This window comes from Streptomyces sp. NPDC086023, from assembly GCF_044540325.1.
Classification (GTDB): Bacteria; Actinomycetota; Actinomycetes; order Streptomycetales; family Streptomycetaceae; genus Streptomyces.
The window spans coordinates 1-23,090 of the sequence record NZ_JBITRX010000007.1; the positions used below are offsets into that span (position 1 = coordinate 1).

At 73.5% G+C, this 23,090-nt stretch carries 22 protein-coding genes; 10 read left to right on the forward strand and 12 right to left on the reverse strand.

What is annotated here, in order from left to right; all coding sequences use genetic code 11:
* Window positions 1–470 precede the first annotated feature (470 nt).
* The 3 genes from proC to ACIF6F_RS15625 form a co-directional block, all read right to left on the reverse strand.
* Window positions 471–1,280: a pyrroline-5-carboxylate reductase gene (proC, locus tag ACIF6F_RS15615; RefSeq protein WP_399946565.1), complete on the reverse strand. Its 810-nt coding sequence runs from the start codon at window positions 1,278–1,280 to the stop codon at window positions 471–473.
* A gap of 138 nt (window positions 1,281–1,418) precedes the next feature.
* Entirely contained in the window at window positions 1,419–2,156 is a 738-nt protein-coding gene (locus ACIF6F_RS15620) for an ABC transporter permease (protein WP_399946568.1), read from the reverse strand.
* The gene (locus ACIF6F_RS15625) at window positions 2,153–2,935 is read right to left on the reverse strand and encodes an ABC transporter ATP-binding protein (RefSeq protein ID WP_399946571.1); all 783 of its coding nucleotides are present in this window, start codon (window positions 2,933–2,935) and stop codon (window positions 2,153–2,155) included. The genes ACIF6F_RS15620 and ACIF6F_RS15625 overlap by 4 nt, the downstream gene beginning before the upstream one ends.
* 157 nt (window positions 2,936–3,092) lie before the next feature.
* Between ACIF6F_RS15625 and ACIF6F_RS15630 the strand changes: the two genes are divergently transcribed.
* On the forward strand, window positions 3,093–3,488 hold the full coding sequence (locus ACIF6F_RS15630; protein WP_399946574.1) for a hypothetical protein: 396 nt from the start codon (window positions 3,093–3,095) through the stop codon (window positions 3,486–3,488).
* A 30-nt stretch (window positions 3,489–3,518) separates the two neighbouring features.
* On the opposite strand, the gene ACIF6F_RS15635 is transcribed toward ACIF6F_RS15630, so the two are convergent.
* The 3 genes from ACIF6F_RS15635 to ACIF6F_RS15645 form a co-directional block, all read right to left on the reverse strand.
* A complete protein-coding gene (locus ACIF6F_RS15635; protein ID WP_399946577.1) occupies window positions 3,519–4,325 on the reverse strand; it encodes a nucleotidyltransferase domain-containing protein in 807 nt (268 codons plus the stop codon).
* A gap of 278 nt (window positions 4,326–4,603) precedes the next feature.
* Window positions 4,604–5,116 carry a hypothetical protein gene (locus ACIF6F_RS15640; RefSeq protein WP_399946579.1) on the reverse strand — a complete coding sequence of 171 codons (513 nt, stop codon included), beginning with the start codon at window positions 5,114–5,116 and terminating at the stop codon, window positions 4,604–4,606.
* 54 nt (window positions 5,117–5,170) lie between these two features.
* Entirely contained in the window at window positions 5,171–5,452 is a 282-nt protein-coding gene (locus tag ACIF6F_RS15645; RefSeq protein WP_399946582.1) for an SH3 domain-containing protein, read from the reverse strand.
* An 86-nt stretch (window positions 5,453–5,538) separates the two neighbouring features.
* Between ACIF6F_RS15645 and ACIF6F_RS15650 the strand changes: the two genes are divergently transcribed.
* Window positions 5,539–7,767, forward strand: coding sequence for a PQQ-binding-like beta-propeller repeat protein (locus tag ACIF6F_RS15650; RefSeq protein WP_399946585.1), 2,229 nt, complete (start codon window positions 5,539–5,541; stop codon window positions 7,765–7,767).
* A gap of 69 nt (window positions 7,768–7,836) precedes the next feature.
* On the opposite strand, the gene ilvD is transcribed toward ACIF6F_RS15650, so the two are convergent.
* The 4 genes from ilvD to ACIF6F_RS15670 all read right to left on the reverse strand — a co-directional run bounded on the left by ilvD (window position 7,837) and on the right by ACIF6F_RS15670 (window position 12,519).
* Window positions 7,837–9,687, reverse strand: a complete 1,851-nt coding sequence (ilvD, locus tag ACIF6F_RS15655) for a dihydroxy-acid dehydratase (RefSeq protein ID WP_399946588.1) — start codon at window positions 9,685–9,687, stop codon at window positions 7,837–7,839.
* Window positions 9,688–9,946: 259 nt separating this feature from the next.
* The gene (locus tag ACIF6F_RS15660) at window positions 9,947–10,600 is read right to left on the reverse strand and encodes a TetR family transcriptional regulator (protein WP_399946591.1); all 654 of its coding nucleotides are present in this window, start codon (window positions 10,598–10,600) and stop codon (window positions 9,947–9,949) included.
* Window positions 10,597–11,421 carry a sugar phosphate isomerase/epimerase family protein gene (locus ACIF6F_RS15665; protein WP_399946594.1) on the reverse strand — a complete coding sequence of 275 codons (825 nt, stop codon included), beginning with the start codon at window positions 11,419–11,421 and terminating at the stop codon, window positions 10,597–10,599. Before ACIF6F_RS15665 ends, ACIF6F_RS15660 begins: the two co-directional genes overlap by 4 nt.
* Window positions 11,422–11,568: 147 nt before the next feature.
* On the reverse strand, window positions 11,569–12,519 hold the full coding sequence (locus tag ACIF6F_RS15670; protein WP_399946597.1) for a Ppx/GppA family phosphatase: 951 nt from the start codon (window positions 12,517–12,519) through the stop codon (window positions 11,569–11,571).
* A gap of 58 nt (window positions 12,520–12,577) precedes the next feature.
* Here ACIF6F_RS15670 and ACIF6F_RS15675 point away from each other — a divergent pair, with 58 nt between their 5' ends.
* Window positions 12,578–13,390 carry a hypothetical protein gene (locus ACIF6F_RS15675; protein WP_399946600.1) on the forward strand — a complete coding sequence of 271 codons (813 nt, stop codon included), beginning with the start codon at window positions 12,578–12,580 and terminating at the stop codon, window positions 13,388–13,390.
* Between the two features lie 104 nt (window positions 13,391–13,494).
* On the opposite strand, the gene ACIF6F_RS15680 is transcribed toward ACIF6F_RS15675, so the two are convergent.
* Window positions 13,495–15,225 carry a hypothetical protein gene (locus tag ACIF6F_RS15680; protein ID WP_399946602.1) on the reverse strand — a complete coding sequence of 577 codons (1,731 nt, stop codon included), beginning with the start codon at window positions 15,223–15,225 and terminating at the stop codon, window positions 13,495–13,497.
* 170 nt (window positions 15,226–15,395) lie between these two features.
* Here ACIF6F_RS15680 and radA point away from each other — a divergent pair, with 170 nt between their 5' ends.
* Both radA and disA read left to right on the forward strand, forming a co-directional pair.
* Window positions 15,396–16,802 (forward strand): DNA repair protein RadA, encoded by a 1,407-nt coding sequence (gene radA / locus ACIF6F_RS15685; protein ID WP_399946605.1) that lies wholly within the window; start codon window positions 15,396–15,398, stop codon window positions 16,800–16,802.
* Between the two features lie 123 nt (window positions 16,803–16,925).
* Window positions 16,926–18,050 carry a DNA integrity scanning diadenylate cyclase DisA gene (disA, locus tag ACIF6F_RS15690; RefSeq protein ID WP_399946608.1) on the forward strand — a complete coding sequence of 375 codons (1,125 nt, stop codon included), beginning with the start codon at window positions 16,926–16,928 and terminating at the stop codon, window positions 18,048–18,050.
* 267 nt (window positions 18,051–18,317) lie between these two features.
* Here the strand turns inward: disA and ACIF6F_RS15695 are convergent, their stop codons facing one another.
* The gene (locus ACIF6F_RS15695) at window positions 18,318–19,124 is read right to left on the reverse strand and encodes a hypothetical protein (protein WP_399946611.1); all 807 of its coding nucleotides are present in this window, start codon (window positions 19,122–19,124) and stop codon (window positions 18,318–18,320) included.
* Window positions 19,125–19,284: 160 nt separating this feature from the next.
* Here ACIF6F_RS15695 and ACIF6F_RS15700 point away from each other — a divergent pair, with 160 nt between their 5' ends.
* From ACIF6F_RS15700 to cseB, 5 genes are all read left to right on the forward strand, one after another.
* Entirely contained in the window at window positions 19,285–19,896 is a 612-nt protein-coding gene (locus ACIF6F_RS15700; RefSeq protein WP_399946613.1) for a phosphatase PAP2 family protein, read from the forward strand.
* A gap of 23 nt (window positions 19,897–19,919) precedes the next feature.
* A complete protein-coding gene (locus tag ACIF6F_RS15705; protein WP_399946616.1) occupies window positions 19,920–20,882 on the forward strand; it encodes an A/G-specific adenine glycosylase in 963 nt (320 codons plus the stop codon).
* A gap of 192 nt (window positions 20,883–21,074) precedes the next feature.
* Complete coding sequence (locus ACIF6F_RS15710) at window positions 21,075–21,635, forward strand: SigE family RNA polymerase sigma factor (protein ID WP_399946618.1); 561 nt, start codon at window positions 21,075–21,077, stop codon at window positions 21,633–21,635.
* A 38-nt stretch (window positions 21,636–21,673) separates the two neighbouring features.
* Window positions 21,674–22,288 (forward strand): hypothetical protein, encoded by a 615-nt coding sequence (locus ACIF6F_RS15715; RefSeq protein WP_399946621.1) that lies wholly within the window; start codon window positions 21,674–21,676, stop codon window positions 22,286–22,288.
* A gap of 9 nt (window positions 22,289–22,297) precedes the next feature.
* Window positions 22,298–22,999, forward strand: a complete 702-nt coding sequence (cseB, locus tag ACIF6F_RS15720; RefSeq protein WP_399946624.1) for a two-component system response regulator CseB — start codon at window positions 22,298–22,300, stop codon at window positions 22,997–22,999.
* Window positions 23,000–23,090 lie beyond the last annotated feature (91 nt).

Below are 23,090 nucleotides of genomic sequence, written 5' to 3' on the forward strand. Positions count from 1 at the left end.
TTGTTCCCGTTTCCGGGCCCTCCGGGCGCTTCCTTCGTTTCCGACTCTATCAGATCTTTCCGACCCGATTTCCTCGGCGCTTTCCGGTTCCGGCGGCGCTTCCGTCGCTTTCCCTTTCGGCGTTTCCGACTCTATCAGACCCTTTCGGCGCCTGACTCCCAGTCAGCGGGTTTCGCCCTGCAGGCCGTTGGGCCCTTGAGGCGAGTGAGACATTAGCGGATTCCCGGCCCCCGACCTAATCGACGGCCGCGCCCTTCGGACACGGATTCCTCATTCGCAAATACGCATGAAAACGAGACGACAAAGTGCGTCGTTCGTTCGAATGGGTGCTTGCGGAATGGCTGTCCGGGGACCGACCGGAGTCGGCGCTCACGTCGGACAACTCGGAGAACAGTACGGACCGGGCAGGGCCGTGTCAACCTCCGACAGCCCTTCACCCGATCCGCGTACAGCGTGGTGCCGTCGGCCCGTCAGCCGTTGCCGGAGGCCAGCTCGCGGCTGCGGTCCCGGGCCGCTTCGAGGGCGGCGATCAGGGCCGCGCGCACGCCGTGGTTCTCCAGCTCACGGATCGCGTTGATCGTCGTACCGGCCGGGGAGGTCACCGCCTCGCGCAGCTTGACCGGGTGCTCGCCGCTGTCGCGCAGCATCACCGCCGCCCCGATCGCGGCCTGCACGATCAGGTCGTGCGCCTGCGCGCGCGGGAGGCCGAGGAGGATGCCGGCGTCGGTCATCGCCTCGACGAGGAAGTAGAAGTACGCCGGTCCGGATCCGGAGAGGGCGGTGGCGGCGTCCTGCTGGGACTCGGGGACGCGGAGGGTCTTGCCGACCCCGCCGAAGATCTCCTCCGCGTGGGCGAGGTGCTCGGCGGTGGCGTGGCTGCCCGCGGAGATGACGGACATGGCCTCGTCGACCAGGGCGGGCGTGTTGGTCATGACACGGACGACCGGGGTGCCCGGGGCCAGGCGCTCCTCGAAGAAGGAGGTCGGGATGCCGGCGGCGCCGCTGATGACCAGGCGGTCTGCGGGGATGTGCGGGGCCAGCTCGGTCAGGAGCGTGCCCATGTCCTGCGGCTTGACGGTCAGGATGAGGGTGTCGGCCCGCTTGGCGGCCTCGGCGTTGGAGACCGCCTCCACTCCGTAGCGGGTGCGCAGCTCTTCCGCGCGCTCCGCCCGGCGTGCCGTGACCAAGAGGTGCGAGGCGGGCCAGCCGCCCCGGATCATGCCGCTGAGCAGGGCCTCGCCGATCTTGCCGGTGCCGAGGACTGCGACTGTCTGGGTCATGCGGGCTCACCTCGCCGAACAGGTACTGCACGTGCGCCGTCTGTGCGCTGTGGATGTTGCTCATCCTTGCACCCGGACGCGGGGGTGCGGGGTGGTGTCCGGTGGGTGGGCAGGGCGCGCGGGTCGGTGCCGGGGGCGTCAGGGCGTACGTCGGCGCAGGGTCGCGGCACCGAGGGCGAGGACCAGGAGTGCGCAGCCGGCGACGACGAGGGCGTCCCGTACGAAGTCGGTGGTGACGTCGGTGTGGTGGAGCACCTGGTTCATGCCGTCGACGGCGTACGACATCGGCAGGACGTCGGAGATGGCCTCCAGTACGGGGTGCATGGTGTCGCGGGCGGCGAAGAGTCCGCAGAGCAGCAGCTGGGGGAAGATCACCGCCGGCATGAACTGGACCGCCTGGAACTCGGAGGAGGCGAAGGCGGAGACGAACAGTCCGAGGGCGGTGCCGAGGAGTGCGTCGAGCAGGGCGACGAGGAGCAGCAGCCAGGGGGAGCCGACGACGTCGAGGCCGAGGGCCCACAGGGCGGTGCCGGTGGCGAGGAGGGACTGGGCGATCGCGACGGCGCCGAAGGCGAGGGCGTAGCCGGCGATGAGGTCGCCCTTGGCCAGGGGCATGGCGAGGAGGCGTTCGAGCGTGCCCGAGGTGCGCTCGCGGAGGGTGGCGATCGAGGTCACGAGGAACATCGTGATCAGCGGGAAGATGCCGAGGAGCGAGGCGCCGATGCCGTTGAAGGTGCCGGTGTTGCCGTCGAAGACGTAGCGCAGCAGGACCAGCATCAGGACGGGCACGAGCAGCATCAGCGCGATGGAGCGCGGGTCGTGGCGCAGCTGGCGCAGGACGCGGGCGGCGGTGGCGGTCGTACGGGCGAGGTTCATCGGGCTTCTCCTGCGGCGGCCGCGGCGGCGTCGACGAGGGTGAGGAAGCCTTCTTCGACGGTGTCGGTCTGGGTGCGGGCGCGGAGGGCGTCCGGGGTGTCCTGGGCGAGGATCCGGCCCTCGCGCATGAGGAGCAGGCTGTGGCAGCGCTCGGCCTCGTCCATGACGTGGGAGGAGACGAGGAGGGTGGCGCCGCGTTCGGCGGCGATGCGGTGGAAGAGGTTCCACAGGTCGCGGCGGAGTACGGGATCCAGTCCGACGGTGGGCTCGTCGAGGACCAGGAGTTCCGGGGTGCCGAGGAGGGCTACGGCGAGGGAGACGCGGCTGCGCTGACCGCCGGAGAGGTTGCCGGCGAGGGCCTGGGCGTGGCCGGCGAGGTCGACGTCGTGGAGGGCGCGGTCGACGGTGGCGGCGCGGCGGGCGGCGGCTGCCCGGCCGGGGTCGAGGACGGCGGCGAAGTAGTCGAGGTTCTGGCGGACGGTGAGGTCGTCGTAGACGGAGGGCGCCTGGGTGACGTAGCCGATGCGGGAGCGGAGCGCGGGGGCGCCGGCGTCCTCGCCGAGGACCTTGAGGGAGCCGGTGACCTTGTCCTGGGTGCCGACGATCGCCCGCATGAGGGTGGTCTTGCCGCAGCCGGAGGGGCCGAGGAGTCCGGTGATCCGGGCGCGGGGCACGTCGAAGTCGATGCCGTGGAGGACCTCGCGGGTGCCGCGCGTGCAGCGGAGCTGCCGGGCCTGGATGGCGGGGCCCGGGTCGCCCTCGGGAGGATTATTCATCATGCGATGAATAATCCTCCCGAGGGTGGGCGGCGTCAAGGAGTGGGGCGGGGCGGGGCGGTTGCCGGGATCCCGGGTACGGGCGGCGGCGGGGCGCGTGGGGGGCCGCGTCGTCGGGGTCGGCTGCGTGAGGGACAGCCGGTGGTGGCAGGGTGGGCCGATGCTTCTGGAACCCGAGAACACCCTGTTCGTCAGGGGTGACACCCCCCTGCTCCTGCTGTCCGGCGCGCCCGTGCACGATGCGCTGCCGCTGCTGACCGCCTCCGGCGGGGCGGTGCCGCGTTGTGCGGGGTGGGGTGTCGTCGCCAAGGTCACGATGTGTGTCGTGGACGGGCCCGGCGAGGCCGGGGTGATCGTGCCCGCCTTCGTGGCGCCGGTGGTCGACGCGGCCGGAGGAGGCGCCGCCCCGGGCGGGATGGGTGACTGGTGCGCGGACGTCGAGCGGGCCGGCGGGGCGGTCGTCCTGTCATTCGACGAGCTCCCCGAGGTGCTCGACCGGGCCCGTCTGCTGGGCTCGGGAGCTGCGCGCGGCGGATTCATGGCCGCACCGGCCTGATGCCCGCCCCCCGCCCCGCCCGGGGTTCGATCAGCGGCGCGGGGCGGTGGTGGGGGTCAGGGACTCGACGACGCCGTGCCAGGTGCGGGCGTAACCCTCGCGGAGGGGGCCGCCGGTCAGGGCGAGGATCTGGTACGCGGCTTCGAGGAGTGCCTCCGGGTCGCCGTGCTCGCAGAGCAGGCGGTGACCGTCCAGGAGGGCTGCGCCCCGCTCCGGGTCCGCCTCCAGCAGCCGTCGGGGCAGCCACTTGCCACCGCCCGTCCAGGCGCGGTGGTGGTCGGAGAGGAGGTCGGCCGCGGTACCGAGGACGGTGCCGGCCACGGCCAGGCGCTCCACCGGGTCGGTGGCGTCGGCGAGGTCGTCCAGGGCATCGGTGAGCACGTACCGCCGGGTCTCGACGGTCGCGGCGTCGAGGGCGGCCGGGCCCTCGTGGAGTTCGGCCTGCGCGAAGGCCTTGGCCCGGGCTGCCGCACCCGTGCGGTCGGAGAGGATCAGACCCTCGGCGTACATGCGCTGCATGACGGCGCGCCGGGAGGCGAGGTCGGCGGCGAAGAGCTCCACGAGGCCGCCGCAGGTGTGGACGAACAGCTCGACGAGCCGTCCCTCGAAGCGCAGGGTCTCCCGGCGGGTCTCGCCGCCGTCCTCGACGAGGACGGCGAGGTCGAGATCGCTGGTGGCGGTGGCGCGGCCGGCCGCCGTGGACCCGGCGAGGACCGCGCCCAGGGCGTCGGGGAACCGCTCGGCGACGAGGCGGCGGGCCTGGCCGACGGCATGGTCGACGAGCTGGTCGGCGCGGTCGTCGGGCTGGTCGGCGCGGTCGTCGGTGTGCGGGCTCATGATCGCCAAGCTGCCACGGGTGCCCGTCGCGCCGCGAGTCATTTCCCGCCCGGGCCGGGGCCGCCACGGAGCAGCGGCCCTTCCGTGCCGTGCACCGCTCCGGCAGGAGGTCCGCCGGGTGGAGCGGAGGCCCGGCCGGTCCCTGCGGGGCGGCCTGCAGTGGTGCGCCGCCGGGGCGTGGGGAGGGGCGCTGCCGGGCCCGGCGGCGGACGGCGGAGGTCCCCTGGTCCGGCAGGGACCGGCCGCGCAGGCCGCGGGCCCGGCCCGCGGCAGGGGCGTTACTTCCTGCGCTTGGGCTTGCGGGCGGCCGGGTTGCCCGTGCGGGTGGCCCGGCGGCGGGTGTATTCGGTCTGGGCACGGTCGTACTCGGCGCGGGCCAGCTTCTCGCCGGGGGCTTCCGCCAGCGAGCGGAGGAAGTACGCGATCAGCGAGCCGATGAACCCGATCGCCATCAGGCCCTTGAGGGAGCCGTCCTGCGAGCCCGGGACGGCGCGGCGGGTGAAGGACTCCCAGGTCTTGCCGAACGCGATCGCGCTGCACACCGCGAACATCACCACGACGGTCCAGGAGACGAAGGAGCCGACGTTGCCCAGCTCCAGGCCCTCGTAGGCGAAGCGCAGCAGGAACGCGCCCGCGAAGGCCGCCGTCAGCGAGCCGGCCGCGACGCCGACGCGGCGCAGCGCGTAGCCGCCGTCGTGGTTCACCCAGGTGGTGCCGAAGAAGCGGATCTGCTCCGGCTGCGGGCCGGCGGGGGTCGGCTTCTGGGAGGTGTCGTCTCGTTCGTCGCTCACGCCTGCGATTATCCCCCGGCCCCCGTCGGCCCAGCCTGAGCCGAAGGTCACGAGTCAGCCGCAGCGCGGCGCGACGAAGCCGTCGCTTCCGGTGTTCACGTACGCGTCGGAGACGAACTCGCCGTTGGCGATGTTGTCCCAGATGTTGGTGGTGCCGTACGGCCCGGACACGGTGGTGCCGGTGCACTGGCAGTAGATCGACACGGAGGCGCCGTACGCGAGGACGCGGACGATGCTGTAGTTCGTGCCGGGGCCGCTCCGGACGTTGACGCGGTAGCCGGGCGCCACCGGATAGCGCGCCGCAATAGCCTCACCGGACATTCGTGTCTCCCCCATTGCTTCACGGTGCGTGACTCGCGCAGGTTAGCAAGGCTCGACTAGGCTCCACGGCGCGTCGGCGTACGAGCACACGGGGGGTGGGCATGCCGCGCTCGGCTCAACAACCGCAACCAGCTCATCCGGAACCCGAGTTCGCCGGTCAGTACCGGCTGGAGTCGGTCCTGGGCTCGGGCGGCATGGGCGTCGTGCACCTGGCTTCCTCCGCCTCCGGGCTGCGCCTCGCGGTGAAGGTCGTGCACGCGGAGTTCGCGGCGGACCCGGAGTTCAGGGCGCGTTTCCGCCAGGAGGTCACCGCGGCCCGACGGGTCAGCGGCGCCTTCACCGCCGCCGTGGTGGACGCCGACCCGCAGGCCGAACGGCCCTGGATGGCCACGCTGTTCGTGGACGGCCCCACCCTCGCGGAGCGGGTGAAGCAGAGCCCGCTGACGGCCGCCGAGCTGTGCCGGCTGGGCGCCGGCCTCGCCGAGGCGCTGCGCGACATCCACCGGGCGGGCCTGGTGCACCGGGACCTCAAGCCCAGCAACGTGCTGATGGCGCCCGACGGCCCGAAGGTGATCGACTTCGGGATCTCGCGCCCCTACGACTACGCGAGCGACCTGCGCACCGAGACCGGGAAGCTGATCGGCACCCCGCCCTTCATGGCGCCGGAGCAGTTCCAGCGGCCGCGCGAGGTGGGACCGGCGGCGGACGTGTTCGCCATGGGGGCGGTGCTGGTGCACGCGGCGACCGGGCGGGGGCCGTTCGACTCCGACAGCCCGTACCTCGTGGCGTACCAGGTGGTGCACCACGAGCCGGACCTCGCGGGGGTGCCGGAGGAGCTGGTTCCGCTGATCTCCGCCTGCCTGGAGAAGGACCCGGCGGACCGGCCCGCGCTGGACGCGCTGATCGCGCAGCTGCGGTCGGCCGCATACCCGACCTCCGAGGTGACCCGGGCGTTCATACCGGGGCCGCGGCGGCCGGGTGGTGCGGAGAGCCGGGCGCGGGCCGTGGTGGGTTCCGGTTCGCAGGCCGGTCAGGCGCCGGACTCCGGTTCCGGTTCCGGTTCCGGTGACGACCCCACGCACCGGCGGGAGCAGGCGCCCGGGCCGCGGCGCGGCCGGCGGCGCCGTACCGCCCTCGCCGCGGGGGCGGTGGTCACCGCGGCCGCGGTCGGCCTGGGCGGGTACGCCGGCATGGACGCGCTGTCCGGGCCCGCCCCCGGCGCCGGCTCGCCCGAGCGGACCGCCGCCGCGGCCGCGGTCCGGGCCTGGACCGTGCCGCCGGCCGGCGGCTCCTCCACCGACACCGGCACACCGGTCTGCGCGTACGCCGCCCCGCTCGGCGCCCTGCTCTGCAAGGGGCCCGGCACGGCCGCCAGCCGGCTGGATCCCGCGGACGGCCGGACGCGCTGGTCGGTGCCGGCGGCCGGCGGGTTCCTGCGGGCCGAACTCGACCGGGCGCCGGTCCTCGCGGGCGGTCTGGTGCACACCGTCGCTCCTGGCGGTGGCCGGCTCCAGGCGCTGGACCCGGCCACGGGCACCGAGCGCTGGTCCGTGCCACTGGACGGCCGGACGGTGGTGCACACCGGGAGCTCGCCCGGCACCGTGCTGCTGGCCTCCCCCGAGGGCCGGGTGACCGCGCTGGACCCGGCGACCGGGCAGCGACGCTGGTCGAAGCGGCTGGGCGGGGTGGGTTCCGCCTGGGCCGCGGGCGAGGGCACCGGCCCCGCCTTCGTGGTCACGCCGTCGGGCGACGGTACGTCGACCCAGGTCCGGGCGGTGGATCCGGCGACCGGCGCGGTGCTGTGGCAGCAGCGCGCGCAGGGCCAGCTGCGGGTCGCCGGCAGCGCGGCCGGGGCACTGTTCCTGCTGGCCAACGACCTGGCCGACGTCACCGAGGCGGTCGTACGGATCGACGCGCGCACCCACGAGGTGCGGCGCGTGGCGCTGGCGGCACGGGTCGACCAGGGCCAGGCGTCGGTGGGCCCGGACGGCACCGTGTACGTCGTGGGCCTGTCCGGCGCGCTGACCGCCGTACGCGTGGAGGCCGGCCGGCGGGGCGAGCTGTGGCGGTACGAGTCGCTGGCCAGCCGGGTCTCGCGGGCGACCGCGGCCGGGGACCGCGTCTACCTCTCGGCGGCGGACGGCCGGCTGATCGCGCTGGACGCGCGGCGCGGCACGCTGGTGGGCCAGACCGGACCCCGGCTGGGGAAGGGCGCGAACCCGCTGAAGCCGACGCTGGCCGCCCCGGCCGTCACCGGCGACCAGGTCGTGGGCACGGCCCCGGACGGCTCGGTCTTCGCGGTGCCGGCGGCTGATCCCGCGGGCTGGTAGGAGCGCCCCCGCAGACGGAGCGGGCGGGACCGGCTGTCCGGTCCCGCCCGCTCACGTCATGCCGCCGGTTCAGCCCAGCTTCGACACGTCCCGGACGGCGCCCTTGTCGGCGCTGGTGGCCATGGCGGCGTACGCGCGCAGCGCCGCCGAGACCGTGCGGTCGCGGTTCTTGGGGGCGTACACGCCGCCCAGCGCCTCGCGGCGGGCGGCCAGCGTGGCCTCGTCGACCAGCAGCTCGATCGAGCGGCTGGGGATGTCGATGCGGATCCGGTCACCGTCCTCGACCAGGGCGATCGTGCCGCCCGAGGCGGCCTCCGGGGAGGCGTGGCCGATGGACAGGCCCGAGGTGCCGCCGGAGAACCGGCCGTCCGTCACCAGGGCGCAGACCTTGCCGAGGCCGCGGCCCTTGAGGAAGGAGGTCGGGTAGAGCATCTCCTGCATGCCGGGGCCGCCGCGGGGGCCCTCGTAGCGGATGACGACCACGTCGCCGGCCTTGACCTGCTTGGTCAGGATCTTCTCCACGGCCTCGTCCTGGGACTCGCAGACCACGGCCGGGCCCTCGAAGGTCCAGATGGACTCGTCGACGCCGGCGGTCTTCACGACGCAGCCGTCCTCGGCGATGTTGCCCTTGAGGACCGCGAGGCCGCCGTCCTTGGAGTACGCGTGCTCGACGGAGCGGATGCAGCCGCCCTCGGCGTCGAGGTCGAGGGACTCCCAGCGCTCGGACTGCGAGAAGGCCGTGGCGGAGCGCTTGCAGCCGGGGGCCGCGTGCCACAGCTCCATCGCCTCGTCGGTCGCGGTGCCGGAGCGGGCGTCCCACTTCGCCAGCCAGTCCTCCAGGCCCTCGGAGTGGACCGTGTTGACGTCCTTGTTGAGCAGGCCGCCGCGGTGCAGCTCGCCGAGGATCGCGGGGATGCCGCCGGCGCGGTGCACGTCCTCCATGTAGTACGTGCCGCCGGGCGCGACGTTCGGGGCGACCTTGGCCAGGCAGGGGACGCGGCGCGAGACGGCGTCGATGTCCTTGAGGTCGTAGTCCAGGCCCGCCTCCTGGGCGGCGGCCAGCAGGTGGAGGATCGTGTTGGTCGAGCCGCCCATCGCGATGTCGAGCGCCATGGCGTTCTCGAAGGCCTCGCGGGTGGCGATGTTGCGGGGCAGGACCGAGTAGTCGTCCTGCTCGTAGTGGCGCTTGGTGATCTCGACGATCGTGCGGCCGGCCTCCTCGTACAGCGCCCGGCGGGCGGTGTGGGTGGCGAGGACGGAGCCGTTGCCGGGCAGCGCCAGGCCGATGGCCTCGGCGAGGCAGTTCATCGAGTTGGCGGTGAACATGCCGGAACAGGAGCCGCAGGTCGGACAGGCGTTCTCCTCGATGCGGAGGATGTCCTCGTCGGAGACGTTCTCGTTCGAGGCGTCGACCATGGCGTCGATCAGGTCCAGCTTGCGGACGGTGCCGTCGACGAGGGTGGCCTGGCCGGCCTCCATCGGGCCGCCGGAGACGAAGACCACCGGGATGTTGAGGCGCATGGCGGCCATCAGCATGCCGGGGGTGATCTTGTCGCAGTTGGAGATGCAGATCAGGGCGTCGGCGCAGTGCGCCTCGACCATGTACTCGACGCTGTCCGCGATCAGGTCGCGGGACGGCAGCGAGTAGAGCATGCCGGCGTGGCCCATGGCGATGCCGTCGTCGACGGCGATGGTGTTGAACTCACGCGGAACGGCCCCGGCGGCCCGAATGGCGTCGGAAACGATCCGACCGACGGGCGCGAGGTGGGTGTGCCCGGGCACGAACTCGGTGAAGGAGTTGGCCACGGCGATGATCGGCTTGCCGATGTCTTCGCTCGCTACGCCCGACGCGCGCATCAGGGCGCGCGCGCCCGCCATGTTGCGGCCGTGGGTGACGGTGCGGGACCTCAGCTCGGGCATCGGGTTCACTCCCCAGTAGCGGCGCAGTCGGGACTGCGGATACGACTGTTACGAGCCTACGCCCCGACTCCAGGATCCGGACCGGCCGTCCGGATGCCGGGATGCGGAGATCACCCTTCGGTCGCCCCGCCACTCAGTGTGCGGGATCACCCTTCGTTCGGCTGCCGCCTCGCGACATCCGGGATCACTCCTCGGTCGCCGCGGCCCCCGACGCGCGTCGGGCTCCGGCCAGGCTTCCGTCAGCTCCGGCCGGCTCCGGTCAGGCTTCCGTCAAATACCGCTGAAGCGTAGGAGCCACCATGGCGACGATCTCCTCCGGATCAGCCGAGGCCAGCGGCTCGACCTGGACCACGTACCGCAGCATCGCGATGCCGATCATGTGGGAGGCGGCCAGCTCCGCCCGGAACGTCGGCTCCGGGACCTTCAGGTCGGCGGCCACCCGCTCCAGCAGCTTGCGCAGCACGAGGTTGCGCAGCACCTTGGCGGCCGCCTCGTGGGTGAGGGCGGAGCGGATCACGGCCAGCATCGGGGCGCGCGTGACGGGGTTCTCCCAGACGCCCAGGAAGTAGCGGGCCAGCCGCTCGCCGACGCCGTCGGGGCCCTGCCCGAGGATGGCGGGGACGAGCAGGGCGGGCTCGATGCTCGTCTCGACGGCCGCGGCGAACAGCTCGTCCTTGGAGCCGAAGTAGTGGTGGACCAGGGCCGGGTCGACGCCCGCGGCCTTGGCGACGCCGCGTACGGAGGTCTTGTCGTACCCGCGCTCGGCGAACTCCTCGCGTGCGGCGAGCCGGATCCGCTCCTGGGTGCCGGGCCCGCTGTCGGCCTCGGCGCGTGAAGGCCGACCGCGACGGCGGGGCCTATCCGCACCCGCAGACCCGCCCGCACCCGCAGCCTTGCCAGAACCGCTGTTCATGTCCGCGGCACCCGCAAGGCGGACGCCAGGTGCAGCCGCGTGAAGGCGAGGGCCTCGGCGAGGTCGGCCTCGCGTTCGGCCGCCGACATGGCGCGGCGGGTGTTGACCTCGATCACGACGTGGCCGTCGAAGCCGCCCAGGGCGAGACGTTCCAGCAGCTCGGCGCAGGGCTGGGTGCCGCGGCCGGGGACCAGGTGCTCGTCCTTGGCCGAGCCGTTGCCGTCGGCGAGGTGGACGTGCGCGAGGCGGTCGCCCATCCGGTCGACCATGGCGGTGGCGTCGGAGCGGGCGGTCGCGGTGTGGGACAGGTCGACCGTGTAGTGGCGGTAGTCGTCCTTGGTGACGTCCCACTCGGGGGCGTACGCGAGCATCTCGCGGTCGCGGTAGCGCCAGGGGTACATGTTCTCGACGGCGAAGCGGACGTCGGTCTCGTCCGCCATCCGCCAGATGCCCTGGACGAAGTCGCGGGCGTACTGGCGCTGCCAGCGGAAGGGCGGGTGGACGACGACCGTCGACGCGCCGAGCTTCTCCGCGGCGGACCGGGCGCGCTGGAGCTTGGTCCAGGGATCGGTGGACCAGACGCGCTGGGTGATGAGGAGGCAGGGCGCGTGGATCGCGAGCACCGGGATCCGGTGGTAGTCGCTCAGCCGACGCAGGGCCTCGATGTCCTGGCTGACGGGGTCGGTCCACACCATGACCTCGACGCCGTCGTACCCCAGGCGTGCGGCGACCTCGAAGGCGGTCGCCGTCGACTCCGGGTAGACCGAGGCCGTGGACAGCGCGACCTTCGCGTCCGGGATGCGCACGACTGGTTCTGCCACGGGGACAGGGTACGGGGCCCCGCGGCGCACCGTCCGGGCCACCGCCCGCTTCCGGCCGGTCGGTGGCCCGTACGCCTCACGCAGGCCGCCCCGTACGCCTCACGCAGGCCGCCCCGCACGCCGCCACTCACGCCGTCACGCACGCCGTCACGCCGGCAGGGTCCCCGGCCCCTCCGGCATGTGGTCCAGGCGGCGCAGGATCACGCCCTCCCGCAGGGCCCAGGGACAGATCTCCAGCTCGTCCACGCCGAAGAGGTCCATGGCGCCCTCGGCGACCAGCGCCCCGGCCAGCAGCTGCCCCGCGCGGCCCTCGGAGACGCCCGGGAGCCCGGCGCGCTCGGCGGCGCTCATGGCGGCCAGTCGCGGCACCCACTCCTCCAGGGACTTCCGGCTGAGCTCGCGCTGCACGTAGAGGCCCTCGGCCGAGCGGGCGGCACCGGCGATGCGGGCCAGCTGCTTGAAGGTCTTCGAGGTGGCGACCACGTGGTCCGGGGCGCCGAAGCGGCTGAACTCGCCGACGCTGCGGGCGATCTGCGCCCGTACGTGCCGGCGCAGCGCCCGTACGTCGGCCGGGTCAGGCGGGTCGCCCGGCAGCCAGCCGGCGGTGAGGCGCCCGGCGCCCAGCGGGAGGGAGACGGCGCAGTCGGGCTCCTCGTCGATGCCGTACGCGATCTCCAGCGAGCCGCCGCCGATGTCGAGGACCAGCAGCTTCCCGGCGGACCAGCCGAACCAGCGGCGCACGGCCAGGAAGGTGAGGCGGGCCTCGTCGGCCCCGCTGAGCACCTGGAGGTCGATGCCGGTCTCCTCGCGGACCCGGGCCAGCACCTCGTCGGCGTTGGTGGCCTCGCGCACGGCGGAGGTCGCGAAGGGCAGCACGTCCTCGCAGCCCTTGTCCTCGGCGGCCTGGACGGCTCCGGCGATCACGCCGGCCAGCTTGTCGATGCCCTCCGGGCCGATGGCTCCCGCGGGGTCGAGCAGCTCCGCCAGGCGGAGTTCCACCTTGTGCGAGTGGGCGGGCAGCGGGCGCGCGCCGGGGTGCGCGTCCACCACCAGCAGATGGATCGTGTTCGAACCCACATCAAGGACACCGAGTCTCATGGAAGGAACGCTACTGCGATTCGGCCATATGGCCCGCCACCCCGCTTACGCTGGGGTTGTGCCAAATACGAAGAAGGCCAAGAAGCAGACAAAGGCCCCCAAGTCCCTGCAGAAGAAGCGGGACGAGGTCGGTCTGGACTTCCCGCGGGCCTGGGTGGAGTTCCCGGACCCGGCCGACGACGAGCAGGTCTTCCGCTGCGACCTGACCTGGCTGACCTCCCGCTGGACCTGCATCTTCGGCAGCGGCTGCCAGGGCATCCAGGCCGGCCGCGCGGACGACGGCTGCTGCACGCTGGGCGCGCACTTCTCGGACGAGGAGGACGAGCAGCGGGTGGCCGGGCACGTGGCGAGGCTCACTCCCGAACTGTGGCAGTTCCACGAGGAGGGCACCCGTACGGGCTGGACCCAGCTCGACGAGGACGGCGACAGGCAGACCCGCCGCTGGGAGGGCTCCTGCATCTTCCAGAACCGTCCCGGCTTCCCGGGCGGCGCGGGCTGCTCGCTGCACATCCTGGCGCTCAGGGAGGGCCGGGAGCCGCTGGAGACCAAGCCGGACGTGTGCTGGCAGCTGCCGATCCGGCGGACGTACGACTGGATCGACCGGCCCGACGACACCCGCGTGCTCCAGGTGTCGATCGGCGAGTACGACCGCCGCGGCTGGGGGCCGGGCGGCCACGACCTGCACTGGTGGTGCACCTCGGCGACCTCGGCGCACGGCGCGGGCGAGCCGGTGTACGTCTCGTACCGGGCGGAGCTGACGGAGCTGATGGGCAAGGAGGGGTACGAGGTGCTGGCCGGGCTGTGCGAGCAGCGGCTGGCGAGCCTCCTGCCGATGGCGCCGCACCCCGCGGACCCGGACCCGGTCGGCTGACGGGGCCGGCCGCACGACACACCGGCCGTACGTACGGCATACCGGCACACCCGGCACACCGGCCGGGACGACGCACCGGCCGGGACGACCCCGACCGGCCCCGCCTAGCTCCCGCTCGGCTCGCCCGTCGGGCCCGGGTCCGACGGGGAAACCGTTCCTTCTGATGCCGAGGGCGTCGGGGTCGGGGTCGGCGTCGGGGTGTCCGAGGGGGTCGGCGTCGGGCTCGGCGTGGGGGTCGCCGTCGTGGGCGTGGGGGTCGGCGTCGGGGTGTGCGGCTTGGCCGCGCCCCGGCCCTCGATCGTCAGGACCGCGCCCGAGGGGTCGACGCCGAGGCGGGAGATCCACTCCCCGGCCGGCTCCAGCGCGTGGTCCACGGTGATCCGTACGGTGAACGTTTCGCCCGGCTCCAGGACGCCCTGGCTCTGGCTGACGCCGAGCCACGGCGAGTCCCACCAGAGGCGCCAGTGGACGGGTGCCCCGCCCGAGGCACTCAGGATCACCAGCGTGGTGCCGCCCGAGGAGATCGCGTCGACCGAGAGCCGCCCGGGCCCGCGGGTGCCGGGGGCGGTCGGCGGGGCGGTGTCGCCCGGGGTGATCACCTCGACCGACACGTCCGGGGTGCGCGCCCCGGAGGTGAAGCCGGGCGCGGGCCCGTTCCCGGCGTTCCCCGCGTTCTCGTACGTGGAGTAGGCGCCGCCCGCGGTGCGGGTGTGCCCCTCGGCCTCGGCCGCGGAGATGGCGGTGACCCCGGCGGTGCCCTCGCCGGTCAGCGGGGCTCCCCGGTACGCGGCCCAGAGGGCCAGCACCGGCGCGGCGACGACGGTGGCCACCACGGTGGTGGTGACGGCGCGGGCGCGCAGCCGGTCCCGCCGGGCGGCCCGGTCCTTGGGGTCCACCGGATATCCCGCGCGGTCGAACCGCGGGACGGCCGCGCGGCCCCGCGGCACGGTGCGCGAGGCCAGCAGTACGGCCTCCCGGGGCGCGGGCACCAGCGGGAGCGCCGCCGGGGTGAGGGCCGAGCCCGGCCAGGGCCCGCCCGCGCCGACCCGCTCGGCGACGCGGCGGCAGGTGGGGCAGTCGTCGACGTGCCGGACCAGCTCGCTGCGCAGGGCGGTGGAGAGCAGCACCTGGCTGTCGCCGGTGAGCCGGGCGACGCTGGGACAGCTGCCGGTGTCGACCACGGCGAGCGCGGCGCGGGTGCGCTCGACCTCGCAGGCGGCTCCGGCGAGGAGTTCGCGGGCGGCGGCCGGGGCCATGCCGGTCACGGCGGCGACCTCGGAGACGGCCAGGCCGTGGCGTACGGACAGTTCGAGCGCCTCGCGCTGCTCGGGCGTGGTCCCCGCCGCCTCCGGCCAGGCCAGCCGGGCCAGCTCGGCGTGGCGCTCGTCGGCCGCCGGGTCGGGGGCGGGCGGGGGCGTGGGGCCGGCGGCGGACGGGGGTGCGGAGCCGGGCGCATGGGCGGAGCCTCCGGCCCTGCTGTGCGCCTGTGTGTGCTCCGGCGCACGCCGGGCGCTGTGCGCCCCGGGCCGGGCCCGCCGCTGTACCGAGAGCCTGCGCAGGCAGGCCCAGCGGGCCAGTGCGTAGAGCCAGGCTCGGCGCGCGGCCTCGCCTTCGGGACAGCGGTTCGCCTGCCGGGCCGCCACCGCGAGGACGTCGCCCAGCACGCTGGTGGCCGCGTCGTGGTCGCAGAGCACCGAGAGGCAGTAGGTGAACAGGCCGTCGAGGTGCGCCTCGTGGCCGGCGGGGGGCCGCTGCTCCGGCGTGCGGGGCGCGCGCCCGTGCGCCCGGTGTGCGCCGGTGCTCTGGATGGGCTGTGCCTGACTGCTGCTTGTCACCCGGCGACCGTAGAAGCCGCGCCGTGGGCGCTCTGGAAGCCTTCAGCAGTTTTAATCCTTACGGGTGAACAGATCCCTCATAAGGGGACAGCCCCCGTGACGTGAGGGCCCCTGGCCCCGTTCGGGGGCTGTGGCCGGGGGTTGTCGGAGGGTGCCGATACCGTTGCGGCATGGCTGCCCGTACATCCCGTTCATCCGCCAAGGACCGGCCGTCCTACCGCTGCACCGAGTGCGGCTGGACCACCGCCAAGTGGCTCGGCCGCTGCCCGGAGTGCCAGGCATGGGGCACGGTCGAGGAGACGGGCGCGCCCGCCGTCCGTACGACGGCGGCGGGCCGGGTGTCGACGGCCGCCGTGCCGATCGGCCAGGTCGACGGCCGGCAGGCCACGGCCCGTACGACGGGCGTGGACGAGCTGGACCGCGTGCTCGGCGGGGGCCTGGTGCCCGGCGCCGTGGTGCTGCTCGCGGGCGAGCCCGGCGTGGGCAAGTCCACGCTGCTGCTGGACGTGGCGGCCAAGGCGGCGAGCGACTCGCACCGGACGCTCTACGTCACGGGCGAGGAGTCGGCGAGCCAGGTGCGGCTGCGGGCCGACCGGATCAAGGCCCTGAGCGACCACCTCTATCTGGCGGCGGAGACGGACCTGTCGGCGGTGCTGGGACACCTGGACGCGGTGAAGCCGTCGCTGCTGGTCCTGGACTCCGTGCAGACGGTGGCCTCTCCCGAGATCGACGGCGCGCCGGGCGGCATGGCCCAGGTCCGGGAGGTGGCCGGGGCGCTGATCAGGGCCTCCAAGGAGCGGGGCATGTCCACGCTGCTGGTGGGCCACGTGACGAAGGACGGCGCGATCGCGGGTCCCCGCCTGCTGGAGCACCTGGTGGACGTGGTGCTGCACTTCGAGGGCGACCGGCACGCCCGCCTCCGGCTCGTGCGGGGTGTGAAGAACCGGTACGGCGCGACGGACGAGGTCGGCTGCTTCGAGCTGCACGACGAGGGGATCACGGGTCTCGCCGACCCGAGCGGGCTGTTCCTGACCCGGCGCGACGAGCCGGTCCCCGGCACCTGCCTGACGGTGACGCTGGAGGGCCGCCGGCCGCTGGTGGCCGAGGTGCAGGCGCTGACCGTCGACTCGCAGATCCCCTCGCCCCGGCGCACCACCTCGGGCCTGGAGACGTCCCGGGTCTCGATGATGCTGGCGGTGCTGGAGCAGCGCGGGCGGATCAGTGCGCTGGGCAAGCGGGACATCTACTCGGCCACGGTGGGCGGCGTGAAGCTGTCGGAGCCGGCCGCCGACCTGGCCATCGCGCTGGCCCTGGCCTCGGCGGCGAGCGACACCCCGCTGCCGAAGAACCTGGTGGCCATCGGCGAGGTGGGCCTGGCCGGCGAGGTGCGGCGGGTGACCGGCGTACAGCGGCGGCTGGCGGAGGCGCACCGGCTGGGCTTCACCCACGCGCTGGTGCCGGGCGATCCGGGCAAGGTCCCGCCCGGCATGCGGGTGACGGAGGTGGCGGACATGGGGGACGCGCTGCGGGTCCTGCCCCGCTCGCGGGCGGCCTCCCGGCGGGCGCCCGCCGAGTAGCCGCGGGCTTGAATCGCGCCCCCTCCGGGCAAGGCTCGGGAGGGGCGCGGGACGCGCCGGTAGACTTTGGGCTGGTCCGCCCGGCCATGGCCGGGCGGCGGAACCCGCGACCGGAGGAGTGCAGTGGCAGCCAAGGACGGGGCAGCGGCACCCGGGAAGTCCGGCGCGAGCTCCAAGCACGAAGCGCTCATGCGTGCCTCGCTGAGCGCCGTCGCGCCTGGTCAGCAGCTGCGTGACGGCCTGGAGCGGATCGTCCGCGGCAACACCGGCGGCCTGATCGTCCTCGGTATGGACAAGGCCGTCGAGGCCATGTGCACCGGCGGTTTTGTGCTGGACGTGGAGTTCACGGCGACCCGGCTGCGCGAGCTGTGCAAGCTCGACGGCGCACTGATCCTCGACAAGGACATCACCAAGATCCTCCGCGCCGGCGTGCAGCTGGTGCCGGACGCGTCGATCCCGACGGAGGAGACCGGCACCCGGCACCGCACCGCCGACCGCGTCTCCAAGCAGTGCGGCTTCCCGGTGGTCTCGGTCTCGCAGTCGATGCGGCTGATCGCCCTGTACGTCGACGGGGAGCGCCGGGTCCTGGAGGAGTCGGGCGCGATCCTGTCCCGGGCGAACCAGGCGCTGGCCACCCTGGAGCGGTACAAGCTCCGCCTCGACGAGGTCGCGGGCACGCTGTCCGCACTGGAGATCGAGGACCTGGTCACGGTCCGCGACGTCACCGCGGTCGCCCAGCGGCTGGAAATGGTCCGCCGGATCGCGACCGAGATCGCCGAGTACGTGGTGGAGCTGGGCACCGACGGCCGCCTCCTCTCGCTCCAGCTGGACGAGCTGACGGTCGGCGTCGAGCCCGAGCGCGAGCTGGTGATCCGCGACTACGTCCCCGAGCCGACGGCGAAGCGTTCCCGCACGGTGGACGAGGCGCTGGCCGAACTGGACTCGCTCACCCACGCGGAGCTGCTGGAGCTGCCCATCGTGGCCAAGGCCCTCGGGTACAGCGGCTCCCCCGAGACGCTGGACTCCGCCGTCTCGCCGCGCGGCTACCGGCTGCTGGCCAAGGTGCCGCGGCTGCCGGGCGCGATCATCGAGCGGCTGGTCGAGCACTTCGGCGGGCTGCAGAAGCTGCTGGCGGCGTCCGTGGACGACCTCCAGACCGTCGACGGCGTCGGCGAGGCCCGGGCGCGCAGCGTCCGCGAGGGCCTGTCGCGCCTGGCGGAGTCCTCGATCCTGGAGCGCTACGTCTAGTGCTGTGACCGCAAAGGTTCACCGTGTCGCGACGCCCGGCACGGCACCTCGCTGCGTTGTCGGACCACGCAGGTACGTCCAGTACGAGCCGTGGCCCTCCGCCTTGCGATGCACCGCACCGGACGCCGCGATCCGGCAAACCTTTCCGGCCACAGCACTAGCCGGCGCCCCGAAGACGACCGCGCGGCCGGCCCCGGACGGGGCCGGCCGCGCCGCGTTCGCTCCCCCGGCGGACCGGGGTCCGCTCAGGTCCCGCTCAGGTCCCGCTCAGTCCTTCTCCAGGACGAACGAGGTCTGGATGACCGGCAGGCCCGGGGCCTTGACCTCGACCAGGTAGGTGCCGGCCTCGGCCGCGCCCTGCGGCGGTGACGCGCAGGCGGTGGCGTCGCTGCCCTTGCGGTCCCATTCCACGGCGTGCGTGATGCCGGTCTTCGCGGGCACCCGGAAGTACGCGTTCCCGGCGCCGCTCGGGCAGTCCGCGGAGGACCAGAGGGGCTTGTCGTCACCGGCCTTCGTGATGGTGAGGACCGCGTGCTTCGGGCCGAGGTCGACCTTGCAGGTCGTGCCCGAGGTGTTGTCGGCGACCAGCTCGAACCGCGGGCGCTCGGCGGGCTCGTACGCGTTCTTCACGCTGCGCACGCTCCACCGGACCGCGCCGGGCGCGCAGTTGGGGAGCGGAGAGGCGGCCGGAACCTGGACGGCGCCGCCGCCGGAGCCGCCGCCGCCCGGGTCGCCGTTCTTGCCGGCGCCCTCGTCGGTGCCGGTGCCGGTGCCCGTGCCGGGGTCCGTTCCGGTCTGGTCGCCCCCGGTGTCGCCGGAGCCGCCGCCCGACTCGCCGCGGCCGCCCGGGTACTGACTGATCGCCGAGCCGGACGGGTTGGGTCCGGGGGTGATCGGGTCGTTGGTACGGGTGCCGTTGGGGCCCTTCGCGTCCGTAGTCGCCTTGTGGGAACCGGAGGTGACGGCCCATGTGGCGATGATGGCGAGGAGCGCGACGACGGACGCCAGAACGGCCCTCCGTCGCCAGTAGATGGAGGAGGGGAGCGGCCCGACCGGATTGCGCAGAGATCCCACGGAGCGAACTTTACGAGAGATCCGCCCCCGATCGGCGTCCCACCCGCCGCACGCACACGGTGTTTTGGCGATCATCATCCTGCGGTCGGAAAGCGGAACGTAAGAAACCGGTCAACAGTCGGATGCGGGCGTACGTCGGCTTTACGTACTGTCGGTGACCATGGACACCTCCGACCTCTACCGCGACGTCACGGACTTCGCGCGTTCAACCCCCGGCTGGGTGCAGTCGGTCGCCGAGCTGTGGACCGAGGCCGGCATCGTCCTCTTCGGGCTGCTCTTCATCGCCCTGTGGTGGCGCGCCCGGCCGCTCGACCACCGCGCACAGGCGCTCGCCGTGCTCGCACCGCTGGCGACGGCCACCGCGTACGTGGTCTCGGAACTGCTCAAGTCGGCGGTCCAGGAGGAACGTCCCTGCCGAGCGGTGGCGGGGGCGGGGAGCCCCCTCGTCAGCTGCCCGCCGTACGGCGACTGGTCCTTCCCCAGCAACCACTCCGCGATAGCCGGCGCCGCCGCGATCGCCCTGGCGGTGGTCGTGCCGCGGCTGGCCCTGCTGACCGTTCCGATGGCGCTCCTGATGGCCTTCTCCCGGGTGTTCGTCGGCGTCCACTACCCGCACGACGTGGCGATGGGCCTGCTCTTCGGCGGCTCGGCGGCGGCCCTGCTGATGGCCGTGGCGGCCGTCCCGACGACCCGGGTGGTGGCCTCCGTACGGTCCTCCGGGCGCCCGGCGGCTGTCTGGATCACTGGCGCGGGCCCGGCGGGACGCCCCTGAAACGTGCCAGGATGCGGAATGCCATGACTGCCATCACCGCCTCCTCCCCCGGTTCCGTTCCCGTGCCCCCGACGGCCGGCGGGTCCGCCGCCCCCGCGGACCTGCCCTTCCCGCCGGACACCCTGCACGTCCCCGTCATCGACTGGTTCGAGGACAACGCCCGCGACCTGCCCTGGCGGCACCCCGAGGCCGGGCCCTGGGGCGTGATGGTCAGCGAGTTCATGCTCCAGCAGACCCCGGTGGTCCGGGTCCTCCCCGTGTACGAGCAGTGGCTGGCCCGCTGGCCCCGCCCGGCCGACCTGGCCGCCGAGGCACCCGGCGAGGCCGTCCGCGCCTGGGGACGGCTCGGCTACCCGCGCCGGGCGCTGCGCCTGCACGGCGCGGCCGTCGCCATAACGGAGCGGCACGGGGGCGACGTACCGCGCGACCACGCGCAGCTCCTCGCGCTGCCCGGCATCGGCGAGTACACCGCGGCGGCCGTGGCCTCCTTCGCGTACGGACAGCGCCACCCGGTGCTCGACACGAACGTCCGCCGGGTCTTCGCCAGGGCCGTGACCGGTACCGAGTACCCGCCCAACGCCACGACGGCCGCCGAACGCCGGCTCGCGCGGGCCCTGCTGCCCGGGGACGAGCCCACGGCCGCGGCCTGGGCGGCGGCCTCCATGGAGCTGGGCGCGCTGGTGTGCACCGCGAAGAGCCCGGCCTGCCCGCGCTGTCCGATCGCGGCGAGCTGCACCTGGCGGCTCGCCGGCAAGCCGGAGCACCAGGGACCGCCGCGGCGCGGCCAGACGTACGCCGGGACCGACCGGCAGGTGCGCGGCAAGCTCCTCGCGGTGCTGCGCGAGGCCGTCGGGCCGGTGCCGCAGGACGCGCTCGACGCGGTCTGGGACGAACCCGTGCAACGGGCCCGCGCACTCGACGGCCTGGTCGCCGACGGGCTCGTCGAGCCGCTGGACGGCGGCGCGTACCGCCTGCCGCTGACCTGACCTGCGGGAAGCCGAACCGGAAGGAAATCCTCCGCCCAGCCGGGGAAAGCCCAGCTCAGAGGGCTGTTACACAACCTATGGCTTTCCGTGCGCCCACCGAGGTCTGGACCGCACAGCCTCGTGACAACCCGTCCGTAACTTCGAATCCGTCAGCACGGGGAGACGGACGGAACGGAACGGAGGCGGTCTGAGATGGCGCACGGCGAGGTACTCGAGTTCGAAGAGTACGTACGTACCCGCCAGGACGCGCTGCTGCGGAGCGCGCGCCGCCTGGTTCCGGACCCGACCGACGCACAGGACCTGCTCCAGACGGCACTGGTCCGCACGTACGGGCGCTGGGACGGGATCGCGGACAAGTCCCTGGCGGACGCGTACCTGCGCCGCGTCATGATCAACACCCGGACCGAGTGGTGGCGGGCGCGCAAGCTCGAAGAGGTCCCGACCGAGCAGCTGCCCGACGCGAGCGTGGAGGACGGCGCCGAGCAGCGCGCCGACCGCGCCCTGCTGATGGACGTCCTCAGGGTGCTCGCGCCCAAGCAGCGCAGTGTCGTGGTGCTGCGACACTGGGAGCAGATGAGCACCGAGGAGACGGCCGCGGCGCTCGGAATGTCTGCGGGGACCGTGAAGAGCACACTGCACCGGGCACTGGCGCGGCTCCGCCAGGAGCTGGAGAGCCGCAACCTCGACATGCGCGCCCTGGAACGCGGTGACCACTACGTGCGGAGCGAGGGGCGGGAGCGTTGCGCGGCCTAGGTGGCAGAAGCCTCGAACAACGGGGCTCGTTTGCACTGATGTCGGCGGGGACGATCGTCCTCGCCGGCTCAGTGCTGTTCGTGGTCGGCTGCACCTCGGGGGGCACCGGCCTGAAGGACGAGGGTCCGGCCAGTACGGAGTCGGTGGCGAAGGCCGCTCCGACGCCGCGCTCCTCCGGGGGTTCCCCGCCCGTGAAGAAGGTGGACGCGGTCGCGCTGCTGAAGGCGGACCCGAAGGTGAGCGCGCAGCTCAAGCAGGATCTGAAGCCCTGCGTGGGCAAGCAGTTCCCGGTGGACGTCACCTACGGCAAGGTCACCGGGAACGCCGCGGACGACGTGATCGTCAACGTGCTGTCCTGCGCCGACGCGGTGGGGGTGGGCTCCTTCGTGTACCGCCTTGAGGGCGACAAGTACCAGAACGTCTTCGCGGACGAAGTGCCCCCCGTGTACGCCGAGATCGACCGGGGAGACCTGGTGCTGACCCGCGAGGTCTACGGCAGGGGCGACTCCATCGCCTATCCGTCCGGGCAGGACGTGCTCACGTACCGCTGGATGGGCGACAAGTTCACCGTGCACGACCGGGTGCACACGGATTTCAGCAACACGGCCGACGGCGGCGGACAGCCCGCCCCGGCCGTCACGTCGAAGGGCTGAGTGCAGCGGATGGCCGAGACCCATGTGCTTTTCGTGGAGGACGACGACGTCATCCGCGAGGCCACGACCCTCGCTCTGGAGCGCGACGGCTTCGTCGTGACCGCGCAGCCCGACGGCCTGGCGGGCCTGGAGTCGTTCCGGGAGAACCGCCCCGACATCGCGCTCCTCGACGTGATGGTCCCCGGCATGGACGGCGTCAGCCTGTGCCGCCGGATCCGCGACGAGTCCACCGTGCCCGTGATCATGCTGTCGGCGCGCGCCGACTCCATCGACGTGGTGCTGGGCCTCGAAGCGGGCGCGGACGACTACGTCACCAAGCCCTTCGACGGCGCGGTGCTCGTCGCGCGCATCCGCGCGGTGCTGCGCCGCTTCGGGCACGCCGGCGGCGTCGGCGGCGCGGCCGAGGAGGAGCCGGCCGGAGAGCGCGGTGTCCTGTCCTTCGGCGACCTGGAGGTCGACACCGAGGGCATGGAGGTCCGCCGGGGCGGCGCGCCCGTCGCCCTGACCCCCACCGAGATGCGGCTCCTGCTGGAGTTCTCCACCGCGCCCGGCACCGTGCTCTCCCGCGACCGCCTGCTGGAGCGGGTCTGGGACTACGACTGGGGCGGCGACACCCGCGTGGTGGACGTCCACGTCCAGCGGCTGCGCACGAAGATCGGCCAGGACCGGATCGAGACGGTCCGGGGATTCGGATACAAGCTGAAGGCTTGACGCCTCCCCGCCCTGAAGGACGGGGTTTTCCGCCTGGCTGCCGGTGGTGACCGGCTGGGCCTTCGGGTGGGTTCCCCGTTCGACGGGCCTT

What these genes read in the sequence shown, in the direction of transcription:
- ACIF6F_RS15625 (WP_399946571.1), bottom strand. Translation starts at nt 2,935, where the DNA reads ATGATGAATAATCCTCCCGAGGGCGACCCGGGCCCCGCCATCCAGGCC.
- ACIF6F_RS15710 (WP_399946618.1), top strand. Translation starts at nt 21,075, where the DNA reads ATGGCGCACGGCGAGGTACTCGAGTTCGAAGAGTACGTACGTACCCGC.
- proC (WP_399946565.1), bottom strand. Translation starts at nt 1,280, where the DNA reads ATGACCCAGACAGTCGCAGTCCTCGGCACCGGCAAGATCGGCGAGGCC.
- cseB (WP_399946624.1), top strand. Translation starts at nt 22,298, where the DNA reads ATGGCCGAGACCCATGTGCTTTTCGTGGAGGACGACGACGTCATCCGC.
- ilvD (WP_399946588.1), bottom strand. Translation starts at nt 9,687, where the DNA reads ATGCCCGAGCTGAGGTCCCGCACCGTCACCCACGGCCGCAACATGGCG.
- radA (WP_399946605.1), top strand. Translation starts at nt 15,396, where the DNA reads ATGGCTGCCCGTACATCCCGTTCATCCGCCAAGGACCGGCCGTCCTAC.
- ACIF6F_RS15700 (WP_399946613.1), top strand. Translation starts at nt 19,285, where the DNA reads ATGGACACCTCCGACCTCTACCGCGACGTCACGGACTTCGCGCGTTCA.
- ACIF6F_RS15620 (WP_399946568.1), bottom strand. Translation starts at nt 2,156, where the DNA reads ATGAACCTCGCCCGTACGACCGCCACCGCCGCCCGCGTCCTGCGCCAG.
- ACIF6F_RS15715 (WP_399946621.1), top strand. Translation starts at nt 21,674, where the DNA reads ATGTCGGCGGGGACGATCGTCCTCGCCGGCTCAGTGCTGTTCGTGGTC.
- ACIF6F_RS15670 (WP_399946597.1), bottom strand. Translation starts at nt 12,519, where the DNA reads ATGAGACTCGGTGTCCTTGATGTGGGTTCGAACACGATCCATCTGCTG.
- ACIF6F_RS15705 (WP_399946616.1), top strand. Translation starts at nt 19,920, where the DNA reads ATGACTGCCATCACCGCCTCCTCCCCCGGTTCCGTTCCCGTGCCCCCG.
- ACIF6F_RS15635 (WP_399946577.1), bottom strand. Translation starts at nt 4,325, where the DNA reads ATGAGCCCGCACACCGACGACCGCGCCGACCAGCCCGACGACCGCGCC.
- ACIF6F_RS15630 (WP_399946574.1), top strand. Translation starts at nt 3,093, where the DNA reads ATGCTTCTGGAACCCGAGAACACCCTGTTCGTCAGGGGTGACACCCCC.
- ACIF6F_RS15660 (WP_399946591.1), bottom strand. Translation starts at nt 10,600, where the DNA reads ATGAACAGCGGTTCTGGCAAGGCTGCGGGTGCGGGCGGGTCTGCGGGT.
- ACIF6F_RS15645 (WP_399946582.1), bottom strand. Translation starts at nt 5,452, where the DNA reads ATGGGGGAGACACGAATGTCCGGTGAGGCTATTGCGGCGCGCTATCCG.
- ACIF6F_RS15650 (WP_399946585.1), top strand. Translation starts at nt 5,539, where the DNA reads ATGCCGCGCTCGGCTCAACAACCGCAACCAGCTCATCCGGAACCCGAG.